Source organism: Mycobacterium branderi (assembly GCF_010728725.1).
Lineage (GTDB): Bacteria > Actinomycetota > Actinomycetes > Mycobacteriales > Mycobacteriaceae > Mycobacterium > Mycobacterium branderi.
In genome coordinates this window covers 2,777,168-2,790,551 of sequence record NZ_AP022606.1, presented here as the reverse complement: position 1 = coordinate 2,790,551, position 13,384 = coordinate 2,777,168, and the positions used below count along the sequence as shown (strand labels likewise).

The following is a 13,384-nucleotide window of genomic DNA, read 5'->3' as shown; positions in this document are numbered from 1 at the left end:
TCAACAGCCCGGTACTGCGCGGGCTTCGGTCGCTGCCCGTCGAAACCTCCCAAAGCCACCGACGCGATCCGCGGATCGTGATCGTCGGCGCCGGCATGGCGGGCATCGCTGCCGCTCACACCTGCCGCCAAGCCGGGTTCAAGAACTTCACGATTCTGGAAAAAGGATCCGACGTCGGCGGCGTCTGGCACTGGAACCGCTACCCTGGCCTGCGATGCGATGTGCCATCGCACACTTACCAATTCGCGTTCGCGCCCAAACCCGACTGGAAACACATCTGGGCCACCGGCGAGGAAATCCGGGAGTACCATCGCGATCTCGTCGGCCGCCTCCAACTGGACCGGCATCTGCGGCTGGGCTGCGAAGTCACCTCGGCGGTGTGGTCGGACAACCGATGGCGGGTATCCACCGCCGACGGTGACACGATCGACGCCGAATTCCTGGTCGCCGCCACCGGGGTATTGCACCATCCCGCAATCCCGGACATACCCGGACTGGACTCGTTCGCCGGACCGGTGGTGCACACCGCCCGCTGGACAGACGTCGTCACCGCAGGCCGACGGGTGGCGGTGATTGGCACGGGTTCGACTGGCGTACAAGTGTTCTCGGCTCTGCAGCCCGCCGCGGCGCATATCACGCATTTCGTCCGCACGCCGCAGTGGGTGATGTGGATGCCGATGGGACTGCGCCAACCGCGGATCGTCGGGTGGCTCCTGCGAGCATTGCCCGGCCTGGCCTGGACCGTGGACCGCGGCCAGCGCATCGGCTCGGATCTCGTGGTCGACCTGGTCACCCGACCGTCCTGGCGGCGACGGCTGGCCCAGGACTATGCGCGGCTGTGCCTGCGAATACAGGTGCGCGACAAGGACCTTCGTGCCCGTCTCACCCCGGGTTATCAGCCGTTCTGCAAACGCCAGGTGATCTCCGCCAGCTACTACCGCCGGATCGCCATGCCGAACGCCAGCTTCCTTACCGAGCCCATCACCGAGATCACCCCGGCCGGGATACGAACCGCCGACGGCACACACCACGAGGTCGACGTCATTGTGCTCGCCACCGGGTTTCAAGCCCACAACTACATGCGTCCGCTGAACCTGCGCGGCCGCGACGGGCTGTCGATCGACGACGCCTGGGCGAAGGGTCCCCGCGCTTGGGCGATGACCGCGATCCCCGGATTCCCAAATCTGTTCACCGTTCTGGGCCCCAACTCCCCCTCCGGTTCGATGTCACTGCAGCACGTCGCCGAACTGACCGCCCACTACATCACCGGATGGCTGCGACGGTTCCGCGACGGCCAGATCACCACCGTCGAAATCACCGAGGAAGCCACCAGCCGCTTCGCCGACGACGTCGCCGAGGCAATGAGACCGACGGTCTGGAATACCGGCTGCAACTCCTGGTACTTCGCCGACGACAACCACATCGACCTGTGGCCCTTTGACCGCAAGCGGCTGACCAGGATGCTGACCCAGCCCCGCGACGACGACTACATCCTCACTATCTGAAAAACCGTGCGGCCGAGGCTTGCGCAACCCCCCGCCGCGGGGCGCATCATCGGGACATGGACGAATCAGCCAAGGTGATAACCCGTGGTCGGTTGGCCATGCTCGTCGGCACCGTCTTGCTCGCCGCCGGGCTGATCGTGCTGTGCTTGCCCGTCTACCTCGACGCTCACGACCGGTGGGGCATCCAGATCAAATGCGGCAACGGCTACTACACACAGTTGCTGCAGGCGAGCATCAGCGATCAAGAACCCCCGCAGCAGTCCAGGCCGGCCACCAACTACGTCGACCAATGCAAGAGCGCCCTGCTGCACCGACGCATCTGGGCAGTACCGTTGACCGCCGCCGGCACCCTGATCGTCATCGGGGAACTGGTGGCGTGGATGCGCGGCGACTCACCGAGTCTCCCCGAGCCGGGTTCGCCCGAACCAGCGAGTGCTCGGCCGCCCGCCCTCCCCGAAGAGGAATTCCACGAAGCGGCCGTGCTGGATCGCCGCTACCGTTCGCACCGGCCGCCCGCCCACGACACGACGTTGTGACACCTGGCTACCATCGGTTGCGAGGCTACTGAATTTCGTTGTGCGCCATCATGTCAACCCAGGATGTGATCGTGCGGACGCATGCACCGATATTGCCGATCTGGCATCCGCCAGCGCCAGAAATGCGTCGATCCACTCCTCGTAGTCGGCGACATCGCGTACGGCCGCGGCGATCTCGGCGTAGGCCTCCGGCCCGATCCACTCCAACCAGCGGTTGCACTGGAAGTTCAAGCTGCGGTCCGGGTGGAAAGTGTGGTATCCCGACGCGGGTCCGCGCAGGTCGAGCACCGGTGGGTGGATGGTCATGGCGGCTCCTAACGCAGGGTTACTTGCGATACGGTAGTCACCATTATTCGCTATCGCAAGTCTCCCTGCGATACTTTGGGGCGATGACGAGACCAAAGCCTTCGTTGGGCCGTCGCGGGGAGGCAGTACGCGCGGCGGTGCTGGACGCGACACTTGCCGAGTTGGTCGAGCACGGCGTCGACGGGGTGAGCGTCGCCGCAGTGGCGGCCAGCGCCGGCGTACACGAGACGTCGGTATACCGGCGTTGGCGCACGAGGGAAGACCTGATTGTCGACGCACTCCTCGAGCGCAGCGCAGCCGAAATTCCGGTCCCCGACACCGGATCGGTGCGCGGCGACCTGGTCGAGCTGTGCCGGTTGGTGATCGGATACCTGTCGGTGCCGCTGGGCCGGGCATTGGTCCGCATGGCGGCGCTCAACGTCGAGGATGAGTCCCTCGCGCGCGGTCGGGCCGACTTCCTCGCCTCGCGCCTGGCCACGATGCGGGTGGTGGTCGACCGGGCCGTCGAGCGTGGCGAACTGCCGGACCGCTCCGACGCTCGGCTGGTGCTGGAGATGCTCGTCGCGCCGCTACACATGCGGACGATCCTGACCGGGGAGCCTTTGACCGCGACTCTGCCCGAGCAGTTGGTCGACGTCCTGCTCGACGGGCTTCGACCCCGGGCGTGACGGCGCTGCCACCGGCTATCCACCGTTCGACCGACACCCAAATTCAGCCGTCAGGCCGTCGCGCACCCGTGGCGTGGCGGCCGACGATGAGCGCATGGACGAATCAGCGAACGTGCTCACCCGCGGCTGGTTGGACATGCTGATCGGCGCGGCCCTGCTCGTCGGCGCCCTGGTCGCGCTGTGCTTCCCGGTCTATCTCGGCTCATATGACAGGTACGGCATGCAGATCAACTGCGGCAACGGCTATTCCAGCCAGCTGTTGCAGGCGACGCTCGACGACCAAGAACAGGCGCAGCACGCCGCAACCAATTACGTCGACCAATGCAAGAGCGCCGTAGCGCACCGACGCGCGTGGGTGCTGCCTGTAGCCGGGCTTGCGGTGTTGATCCTGATACCCGAGCTGGTGGCATGGGCACGCGGCGAGTCGTCGATGCCGGCTGGGCCGGCACTGGCACTGCGTGCCGACACGGACACGTCTTTGCAAACGGCCGAACTGCTGGACCGCCGGGAATGCTCGCACCGCGAGCGCGCCGCTAACACGACATTGTGACGCGGAAAAACGGCTAACCTCACGTGATGGACGGCGCTGTCCCGCACCGACAGCGAACAGCCGGACGCACTGCCGGCGAGTGGCATTGGGCGTGGGAGATCTACGTCGTAGTCCTTTGCTTTGCGACGATCGCGGCGGTACTGCTACCGAACAGCCGCGCCGGCAATCCCCTCGTCGTGACGGCGGCACTGGCGGTCATCGTGGTCTGCGTCCTGACAGTCGGTCGCCGAGTGCTTCGTTCCGGCGAGACGACCTGGCGGGCATGGGCGCTGGCCGGTGTGGTGGCAGCGGCGTCCCTGGTGGCGATGTGGTCCACGCCGGTGGCCGATACCGCGGTGCCGCTGGCGATCGCGGCCGTACCGGCGACGTATCCGATCGTTTACGCATCGTTGCCGATGTGGGCCGCACCGGTGGTGACGACCGCCGTCACGATCACGCCGATGATGTTCGTGCTCATCGCCGGACGGCCGGGATCGATGGACATCCGGCTGGTGATTTTCGTGACGCTGGTCGCTGCGGTCGCCGCCCCGGTGATCGGCACGTTGGGGGCTACGGCCACCCGGCAACGCGCGCGAATGGCCGCAATGGTCCGTGAGTTGGCGGCGAGCCGCGCCGAGAGCGCGCGGCTTTCCAGCGAGGCCGGTGCGGCGGTCGAACGCGAACGGCTGGCCCGCGAAATTCACGACACGCTCGCGCAGGGGTTCACCAGCATCGTGGCGCTGGCCCAGGCCGTCGAGGCCGAACTGGACTCCGATCGTGCCGCCGCCGACCGGCACCTCGGGTTGATCCGCACCACGGCACGGGAAAACCTGGCCGAAGCGCGGGCCATCGTGGCGGGGTTGTCCCCGACCGTCCTCGGCGAAGGCTCACTGGCCGCGGCGATTCGGCGTCAATGCGACAAACTCACCGCCGAGACCGGCATCGCGGTGAAGTTCTCCGCCGACCGCGACCTGCCCGCGCTGGGCATGGCCGCCGACGTGGTGCTGCTGCGCGCCACGCAAGAAGCACTCGCCAACGTCCGTAAGCACGCCCAGGCAACCACGGTGTGCGCCAAGCTGTCGGCCGCGGCCAACGGTGTTCGGCTGACATTGGCGGACAACGGAATTGGGCTATCGAGCGACCACCCCGACGGGTTCGGTCTGCGCGGCATGAAGGCACGGGTAGCGCAGGTGGGCGGGAAGATGCGGGTCTCCCGCACCCCGGGCGGCGGAGTCAGCATCGAAATTGAGGTTCCTGTATGACGACGGTATTGCTGGTCGACGATCATCCGGTGGTTCGGGAGGGCCTGCGCGGAATGATCAACGCCGAAACCGATCTCACCGTCGTCGGCGAAGCGGGCACTGGCGCTGAAGCGGTGGCGATGGCCGAATCATTGCGCCCGGACGTCATTTTGATGGATCTACGCATGCCCGACGTCGACGGCGTGACAGCGACCGAGCGCATTCTCGCCGCGCTGCCGAATACTCGGGTACTGGTGGTCACCACGTACGAGTCCGACGCCGACATCCTGCGGGCCGTCGAGGCGGGTGCGGCCGGCTATTTGTTGAAGGACGCGTCTCGCGCGGAGTTGGCCGAGGCGGTGCGTGATGCGGGCCGCGGCAAGACAGTGCTCGCACCGTCGGTGGCCGACCGCCTGGTGCGTTGGGTGCGCCAACCGGCGTCGCCGGCGTTGTCGGCCCGCGAGGTCGACGTGCTCGCGCTTGTCGCAAAGGCCAAGACCAACGCGGATATCGGGCGCGCACTGCACATCAGCGAGGCGACGGTGAAAACCCATCTGCTGCGGGCATTCAATAAGCTGGGGGTATCCGATCGTACGGCCGCGGTGACAACTGCAATGTCGTTGGGGCTGCTTACGTAAGTCGTGTCGGTGCGGGCACCCTGCCGCTCAGTCCAGGTACGGTAGCCGCCATGCCGATGCCTAAGCGGGCTCGCGTCGAGGATTATGAAGCCCCGAGCGCCGAATAACTGTCCACCGTTTGACGGATAGCCAATACAGCCGTCAGGAGGTCGCGAAACCTCAGGTGGTCCCGCAGTATCGGCTCATGGACTCCAACCAAGTGCGGGAAGCCGCCGCCGCACAGATCGCCAAGCACCGCCGTCTGCTGCGCACCGGCCGCTCCGGTCGGGTGCTCAGCGCCTTGATGCTGCCGTTGCTGCGATGGTCGCCACCGGCCGGATTCGGTGTGCTGACCACGACCGGCTGCAAGTCCGGCAAGCCAAGAAGCAAGTGCGTCCGGGTGATCCGCCGGGGCGAGCGCGCATACCTGGTTGCGCTTCGGCCGCCGCACGTCGCCGTGACTGCGCCTGACGCCGTTCACGCCTGGGTGCGGAATATCCGCGCCAACCCGACAGTGCGGCTGAGGATCCCCGACGGCACGTTCGACGGTGTGGCGCACGAGATCACCGATGCCGACCTGGCCACTGCGCGGGCTGCGATCTGCGACACCGTCAACCCGGTCGACTATGCCGAGTGCACGCTTCATCTGCGCGGGTTGCCTACTCACACGAAAATCCAAGAACTCCACCGCTATTGGTTCGACACCGGCATTCCGATCGTCATCGAACTGAAGGAGACAACCGCATGACAACACTCGCCGCCGCAGTGGACAGCGCCGCCAACCCGTATCTGAGCGGCAACTGGGCTCCGGTGCAACGGGAGATCACCGCAACCGATCTCGAGGTGACGGGCAACATCCCCGAATTCCTGGACGGCCGCTACCTACGCATCGGCCCCAATCCCCTCGGTGATCCGGATCCATGCCGGTATCAACCATTCCTTGGCGAGGGCATGGCGCACGGCCTGCGGCTGCGAGACGGCAAGGCGCAGTGGTACCGCAATCGTTGGGTGCGGTCGGCCGACGTTGCTCGCCGGCTCGGCGAGCAATGGCCCGGCGGACCACATTTGGGTGGTTTCGACTTCGCCGCCAATACAAACATCATCGGGCACGCCGGTCGGACATTCGCGCTCACCGAGGCGGGTGTGCGGCCATACGAATTGAGCGACGAGCTCGATACCGTCGGCCCGTCGGATTTCTGCGGAACGCTCTTCGCCGGCTACACCGCGCATCCCAAGCGGGACCCCGCCACCGGCGAGTTGCATGCCGTCTCATACAACCCCATGCAGGGCAGCCTGATTCGCTACACCGTCACCGGCGTCGACGGCAGGGTGCGCCACACTGTCGACATCAGGCTCGACGCGCAGACCATGATGCACGACTTTTCGCTGACCGAGCGCTACGTCGTGCTCTACGACCTCCCGGTGGTGTTGGATTTCAGCGCGGCGATGGCCCGCAAGCCGGCCAAGGCGGTGGCCAGGTGGCTGACCCGGTTCGTCGAGCGCCACCCCGCACCGGACTTTCTGCTGCGGACCGCCATGCGGGGATCGGAGCGGGGCGGCCCACCGAGCCTTCCGCTGCCTTATCGCTGGGCACCTGAGCGCCAAGCCCGGGTAGGGATCATGCCCAGAACCGGAACCGCGGCCGATGTCCGCTGGTTCGAGGTACAGCCGTGCTACGTGTTCCACCCGCTCAACGCTTTTGACGACGGCGACACTGTGGTCCTCGATGTCGTCCGCCATCCGACGATGTTCGCCAGCGCCGCCCAACCCATCCCGGACACTCAGACGCTGGATCGGTGGACCGTGAACCTCACCACCGGCACAGTGCGAGAGGAGCGCATCGACGACACGTCGCAGGAGTTCCCCCGCGTCGACGAGCGACTGGTGGGCCGGCGCCACCGCTACGGCTACGCAGTCGGATATGCGCCGGGATGGGCTGCGCTCACTGCGCCGGACGCGATCCTCAAGCACGACGTGGTGACCCGCTCTACCCAGGCGGCGTCATTCGGAAGCGGCCGCGAACCAAGCGAATTCGTCTTCGTCCCGTCCGCTCCGGACGCCGCTGAAGACGACGGCGTAGCGATGGGCTTCGTCTACGACCGCACCACCGACCGCAGCGATCTGGTCCTGCTCGACGCGCAGACATTGGAGCCGATCGCCACCGTGCACCTGCCGGCTCGAATACCGAATGGATTTCACGGCAACTGGGTACCGGCCGGAGGTTAACATCGCCCAATGGAAGGCGGCGCCGCGCATCCCAGCGAATGGCATTGGCTCTGGGAGGCCTACATCGCGGGTGTCTGTGCCGCCGCCATCGCCGCCGTCTTCCTGCTCAACGAGCGTTTCCCCGGCAACGCACCGACTGTCGCCGCGCTGCTGGCAGCGCTGGCGGCTTGGGCGCTGACCTTCGGGCGCGGTGTGCCCCGTTCGGGCGAACTCACCTGGCGCACAATCACATTCGTTGTCGTCGCGGTAGCGCTGCTGGTTGGGGCGATCGGGTTCTCGCGGGTGGCCGTCGCGGCGATACCGGCGATCTACCCGATTGTCTTTTCGGCTTTGCCGCTGCGAACCGCGATCGCGGCGAGCGTCGCGGTTGGCTTCGCCCCGCTGACGATCGACCTCGTGATGGATGGGCCGAGTTCACCGGACATCCCGGTGGCCGTCGCGATTACAGTGGTTGGCGCCTTTGCCGGCTCGGTGATCGGGATCATGGTGGTCACGGCCACCCGCCAACGCGCACAACTGGCAGGCCTAGTCAGCGAGTTGGAAGCCACCCGCGCCGAAGCCGAACGGTTGTCGCGGGCGGCCGGTATCTCAGCCGAACGGGAGCGGTTGGCGCGCGAGATCCACGACACGCTGGCCCAGGGGTTCACCAGCATCGGCGCCTTGGCGCAGGTCGTCGAATCCGAACTGGAATCCGACCCCGCCGCTGCGAGCCGGCACGTCGAACTGATCCGGACGACCGCCCGGGAAAACCTTGCCGAGGCACGGGGCATGGTGGCGGATCTGACGCCCGCCGCCCTGGAAGAGGGCTCGCTGGCCGCCGCGATCCAGCGTCAATGTGACAAGCTCAGCGCCGAGACCGGCATCGCAGTGAGCATGTCCGCCGACCGGGACCTGCCGGCGTTGGAGATGGCCAAAGATGTGGTGCTACTGCGCGCTGCGCAAGAGGGGTTGACCAATATTCGCAAGCATGCGCAGGCGACCGTGGTACGGGTTGAGCTGACGGCGTCCGATGGCAGTATTCGGCTTTCCTTGTCGGACAACGGTATTGGCTTGGCTGGCGACCACGCCGAAGGGTTCGGGTTGCGCGGGATGAGGGCGCGGGTAGCTCAAATCGGAGGCACGCTGACCGTGTCGCCCACATCCGGCGGCGGGACGACCGTCGAGGTCGATGTCCCGATCTGACGCGTCCCACCGGGCGGGTCAGCGTGCCGGCTTGTTTCCGCGCTTGCCGGTACTCTTCTCGTCCGACGCCCGCCCGCCCGCCAGTCGACCCAGCGTGGAAGCGCCCGGGATGTTGGACAGCGCCTTGAACACGTCATTGCCGGTCGCGACCAGCGCCTCCAGCTGCGGCAGTAAGCGGTCCATGGTTCGCAGCATGGGGTCGGCAAGCGCGATGTAGCGTTCCGCCCGATCGATCGTTGTGTTGAGACGCTCGGTCGCGGTCGCGAGGTTCTCCAACAGATCCGGCATTTGTGCGGCGATCTGAATAGAAGCCGGCGGAATGCGCATCACGCCGCTCGCGACTGACTGCGCCGTCTCCACGGCGGCCTGAGCGGCGGATTTGATGTCCCCAGGTTTCGGAACCTTTGGGTTGGTAGCCATGTCAGTAACTTTGCCGCACACCGGCGACGGTGTCTTGGCTTTGCTACGCCGATTCCACCGGTTCTTCGATCACCTGGTAGGCCGGGTCGACCATCGACATCGGGCGATTGCCGCCACCGCGCACCTTTCCGGTGACACGCAGCAGTTGGCCGGGCTGGACGTCGTCGCCGCGACCCGGGTGGAAGGTCACGCGGAGTTCTCCGGTGTCGTCGCCGACGACGATCCACCGAAATGTCCGCCGGCGCTTGGTGATGTCCTCGATCTGGCTCACCCGTCCTTCGACGGTGGCCCGCTGGCCTTCGATGAGCCCGCCCACCGGGATCACCGCCGACTCCCGCTCGGGGTGCTCGTATTGTTCGACAGTCTGCTGTTCACCACGCGAGATCCGCGCTTCGATCTTGTCCAGTTTGCGCGCGACCCGCTGCTCGAACAGATCGGGGAACGCTTCGGCGATCCGGGACTGCACGTCGTAGGGCACGATGGTGGCGGCCGCGTCCGGTATCCGGCTGACGGCCCGGGCGATCTTGTCCGCCGTGCGGTCATGGAGCAGCCGCCCGAGCAGCGGCGCGTAGGTACGACGCGGCAGCAGCACCGTCACGTTGGTGTCGGGATGCTCGCTCAGCGCCCGAAGCACCAGTTCCTGTGCCGCACGGGTGATCTGGCGATCCGGACAGTCGACGACGCGCAACCGGGTGTCGAGTTCGAAGCGGTCCCAGCGCTTGCGCAACTGCGCGGCGTGGGCCGCGTCCACCATGAAATGCACCGCGATCAACTCGTCGGCGCGCAGCCCTCTCCCGTAGCGCAGCGCCTCGATCACCGCGAGGTCGACGGAGTTGACGAAGACGAACACCCGATGCCGCGCGTACTTGACCAATTCGGGGCGGTCGGTTCGGAACATCTCGAGAATCGCGGCCTCGGCGCGATATTCCTTGTTCAGCCGCATCAAGGCCAGCACCATCAACGGGAAGACCACGACCACCAGCCAGGCGCCTTCGGTGAACTTCGCCACCGCGAAGATGCCGACGATGATCGTCGACAAGATCCCGGCGGAGAGGTTGATCACCAGCTTGTGCCGCCAGCCCGGCTGGCGGTGCGTCAGATGGTGTTTGGTCATTCCGTAGCCGGCCATCGAGAACCCGGTGAACACGCCGATCGCGTAGAACGGCACCAGTGCGTTGACCGAGCCGCCGGTGACAATCAGCAGCGCCACCGACAGCGCGGTAAGCGCGATGATGCCGTTGGAGAACACCAGGCGATGCCCGCGCTTGGTCAGCTGCCGCGGCAGAAAACGGTCCTCGGCAACAAAGCTCGCCAACGCCGGGAAACCGTTGAAGCTCGTGTTGGCGCCGGTGAACAAAATGGCCGCGGTCGATGCCTGAACCAGGAAATACAAGGCGTCGCCGACGATTCCGTGGCCGAACACCACCCGGGCGATCTCAGAGAGCATCGACGGGTACTCGTCGACATACGGGGTGGCGTGGGTGACATGCGCGAGGTAGGCCACGCCGGCCAACAGGAATCCCAGGATGCAGGCCATTGTGGTGAGGACGCGACGGGCGTTGACGCCCTGCGGCTTGCGGAAGACATTGACGGTGTTGGAGATGGCCTCCACCCCGGTCAGCGACGACCCTCCATTGGCGAAGGCGCGCAGCAACACCAGGATCGTCGCGCCCATCACCAGACCACTGCCCTGATGCACCGGCACCGCTCCGGGAATGTGCTGCGGGTCGTATGTCGGTAAGCCCCAGAAAAGGTGGCGGATCACCCCAACCACGATCGTCGCCGAGATCATGACGACGAAGGAGTAGGTCGAGATAGCGAACGGCAGGCCCGCCTCCCGCAACCCGCGCAGGTTGGCGTAACAGATCAGAAGTACCACGGCCACGGTGATTTCCAGGCTGTAGGGCCCGAGCGGTCGGATCGCCGACACCACCGCCACCGTGCCGGCCGCCGACTGCACCGCCACCGTGACCACGTAGTCGATCAGCAGTGCCGCGGCGGCGATCTGCGCCACCCGGGGCCCGAAGTTCTCCCGGGCAACCACATACGATCCGCCGGCGCGGGTGTAGGCCATCACCACCTGCCGATACGAGGCGGCCACCAACACCAGGATCAACAGAATGACGCCGGTGATCGGCAGCAGCAACGCGAACGCGGCCAGGCCCGCATGCGGCAGCAGTTCGATCATGATCTGCTCGGGACCGTAGGCGGTCGACGAGATGGCATCGGGTGAAAGCGCCCCCAGCGCAACGGGGTTCGACAGCCGTTCGGTGCTCAACTCCTCGGTGATCAGCGGCTTGCCGAGGAAGACCCGCTTGAAGACGTCGGTGATCGACAGCGGTATGCGCGGCTGGCCGGCAGGCGACGTCATCAGGCGGTGACCAGCGCGCCGTCGACGAGTTCGTCGAACCGTTCGATCGCCTCGTCGCTGTCGATGTCGATGCCCCGTAGCGGCCCGCGGTCGGCGAGATATCGCTGTGCGTACAATCGTGCGACCAGCGCTTTGCGCTCAGCCCTTCGTGTTTCGCGTTCCCAGGCGGCCTGCTCGGTGAGCAACGCACCGGCGTACACGTCGCCCATGAATTGCGCGAGCGGGAACAACCGCGCTTCGGCCACATCGCCCTCCAGCTTGGTCCATGCGGTGATCGCCGCATCCAGATCGCCGATGCGCCGGCTCACCAGATGTGTCGTCACGTCGTCGTCGGACACCGACACCGCATCGTGTAGCCGCTCCAGCAGCGGCTGGTGGGCCTGGATCTTCTCGATACCGCGGCGCACGTCCAGACACAGGATGTTGTCCGGTCCCTCCCAGATGGTGTTCACCTGCGCATCGCGCAATATACGTGCCACCGGCCAGTTTTCGATGTAGCCGTTGCCGCCGTGGATCTCGATCGCGTCCGAGGCCATCGTGATGCCCAGCCGGCACACCTTGAGCTTGGTGACGGGCACGGCGATGCGCTGACGCACCGCCCGGGGCTGACGGTGGTTGGCCAAGCCGGTGCCGTCGAACACCAGCGCCAGGGCGGCTTCGACGTCGACGATCATCTCGGCCAGCTTGCGCCGCATCAACGGTTTGTCGATCAGCCTGTCGCCGAAGGCTTCTCGCCGCTGCGCGTAACACAGCGACTCGGCCAGCGCGCGGCGTGCGTTGCCGACCGCGAACAGCGCGATACCCAGCCGCGCGGCATTGGTCAGCTCCATCATCCGGCCCAGGCCCTTGCCGTCGTGCGAGCCTTCATCGGACGGTTCACCGGAGAGCAGGAAGGCTTCGGCGTCAACGAATTCCACCTCACCGGAGGCCACCGACCGGGTGCCGAGCTTGTCCTTGAGACGACGGATGCGAATCCCGTTGCGGGACCCGTCGCGACGCGTCCGCAGCACCAGGAAGGTGGCCACGCCGCGGCCGGAGTCGGGCGCGCCTTCGGGCTTGGCCAACACCACGAACACCTGGCCGTCGCAGTTGGACGCAAACCACTTGAACCCATTAAGAAGCCACGCATCGCCGTGGCGGGTCGCCGTCGTCTCCAATGCGCCCAGATCCGAACCGCCGGTGCGTTCGGTGAGCAGCTGCGCGGTCTCGCCCTCCCACTCGCCGGTCTCGAACTTGGCCAGCACATGCTCACGCACGTCGGCCGGCGCGTAGGCCGCGACCAGCGACTTGACCATGCCGCCGCCGGTCCCCAGCGCGCAGCCCATGCCGATGTCGGCTTGGTCCAGCAGATAGTTAGCCGCGAACAACGGAATCGACGGGTTGACGCCTGCTTTGCGAGCGTCGTCTTTGAGCGCCTTGTGCGCGTCGAGCACCGCGCGTTTGGATTCGGTGAACGACGGCGGCTGCACCACGCGGCTGACGTCGTGGCCCCAGCGGTCGTAGCGCTCGAGCCGCGCCGGGTTGCGGTCGGTCTCCTCGGCCCATCGCGCCACCGGCCCGCCCATCAGCTCGCCGATGCGGTCCAGGTGCGGCTCGGCCACCGCCAGCTCGTCGGGCCGCAGGTAGTAGGCCATCGCGAATTGCAGGCTCGGATCGGTGCGATACCAGTTGAGCCCGACGGCTCCGGTGTAGTTCTGCGTGCGGTAGCGCTCGGATTTTTCCGGAGAGCCGAAGGGCAGCCGGTCCACCGCCTCGACGTCGTAGTCGCTCACACCTGCGACGG

At 66.4% G+C, this 13,384-nt stretch carries 13 protein-coding genes; 9 read left to right on the top strand and 4 right to left on the bottom strand.

The window, feature by feature from the left end; genetic code table 11:
• Nucleotides 1-32 precede the first annotated feature (32 nt).
• Both G6N47_RS29685 and G6N47_RS14365 read left to right on the top strand, forming a co-directional pair.
• Nucleotides 33-1,505, top strand: a complete 1,473-nt coding sequence (locus tag G6N47_RS29685) for a flavin-containing monooxygenase (RefSeq protein ID WP_264007145.1) — start codon at nt 33-35, stop codon at nt 1,503-1,505.
• Between the two features lie 56 nt (nt 1,506-1,561).
• Complete coding sequence (locus G6N47_RS14365) at nt 1,562-2,041, top strand: hypothetical protein (RefSeq protein ID WP_139799769.1); 480 nt, start codon at nt 1,562-1,564, stop codon at nt 2,039-2,041.
• 48 nt (nt 2,042-2,089) lie between these two features.
• Here the strand turns inward: G6N47_RS14365 and G6N47_RS14360 are convergent, their stop codons facing one another.
• Entirely contained in the window at nt 2,090-2,347 is a 258-nt protein-coding gene (locus G6N47_RS14360; protein ID WP_083134703.1) for a hypothetical protein, read from the bottom strand.
• An 83-nt stretch (nt 2,348-2,430) separates the two neighbouring features.
• Between G6N47_RS14360 and G6N47_RS14355 the strand changes: the two genes are divergently transcribed.
• From G6N47_RS14355 to G6N47_RS14325, 7 genes are all read left to right on the top strand, one after another.
• A complete protein-coding gene (locus tag G6N47_RS14355; protein ID WP_083134704.1) occupies nt 2,431-3,015 on the top strand; it encodes a TetR-like C-terminal domain-containing protein in 585 nt (194 codons plus the stop codon).
• Nucleotides 3,016-3,109: 94 nt separating this feature from the next.
• Entirely contained in the window at nt 3,110-3,565 is a 456-nt protein-coding gene (locus G6N47_RS14350; RefSeq protein WP_139799770.1) for a hypothetical protein, read from the top strand.
• A 26-nt stretch (nt 3,566-3,591) separates the two neighbouring features.
• On the top strand, nt 3,592-4,806 hold the full coding sequence (locus tag G6N47_RS14345) for a sensor histidine kinase (RefSeq protein ID WP_083134706.1): 1,215 nt from the start codon (nt 3,592-3,594) through the stop codon (nt 4,804-4,806).
• A complete protein-coding gene (locus G6N47_RS14340; protein WP_083134707.1) occupies nt 4,803-5,423 on the top strand; it encodes a response regulator in 621 nt (206 codons plus the stop codon). The genes G6N47_RS14345 and G6N47_RS14340 overlap by 4 nt, the downstream gene beginning before the upstream one ends.
• A gap of 184 nt (nt 5,424-5,607) precedes the next feature.
• Nucleotides 5,608-6,150: a nitroreductase family deazaflavin-dependent oxidoreductase gene (locus tag G6N47_RS14335; protein ID WP_083134708.1), complete on the top strand. Its 543-nt coding sequence runs from the start codon at nt 5,608-5,610 to the stop codon at nt 6,148-6,150.
• Nucleotides 6,147-7,628 (top strand): carotenoid oxygenase family protein, encoded by a 1,482-nt coding sequence (locus G6N47_RS14330; protein ID WP_083134709.1) that lies wholly within the window; start codon nt 6,147-6,149, stop codon nt 7,626-7,628. Before G6N47_RS14335 ends, G6N47_RS14330 begins: the two co-directional genes overlap by 4 nt.
• Nucleotides 7,629-7,637: 9 nt before the next feature.
• On the top strand, nt 7,638-8,810 hold the full coding sequence (locus tag G6N47_RS14325; RefSeq protein WP_083134710.1) for a sensor histidine kinase: 1,173 nt from the start codon (nt 7,638-7,640) through the stop codon (nt 8,808-8,810).
• Nucleotides 8,811-8,828: 18 nt separating this feature from the next.
• Here G6N47_RS14325 and G6N47_RS14320 read toward each other — a convergent pair whose 3' ends face one another.
• From G6N47_RS14320 to G6N47_RS14310, 3 genes are read right to left on the bottom strand one after another with little or no spacing between them, the layout of a single operon-like run.
• Nucleotides 8,829-9,230 carry a hypothetical protein gene (locus tag G6N47_RS14320; protein ID WP_083134711.1) on the bottom strand — a complete coding sequence of 134 codons (402 nt, stop codon included), beginning with the start codon at nt 9,228-9,230 and terminating at the stop codon, nt 8,829-8,831.
• 43 nt (nt 9,231-9,273) lie between these two features.
• Nucleotides 9,274-11,601: an APC family permease gene (locus tag G6N47_RS14315; RefSeq protein WP_083134712.1), complete on the bottom strand. Its 2,328-nt coding sequence runs from the start codon at nt 11,599-11,601 to the stop codon at nt 9,274-9,276.
• Complete coding sequence (locus tag G6N47_RS14310; RefSeq protein ID WP_083134713.1) at nt 11,601-13,373, bottom strand: acyl-CoA dehydrogenase family protein; 1,773 nt, start codon at nt 13,371-13,373, stop codon at nt 11,601-11,603. The genes G6N47_RS14315 and G6N47_RS14310 overlap by 1 nt, the downstream gene beginning before the upstream one ends.
• Nucleotides 13,374-13,384: the final 11 nt, after the last annotated feature.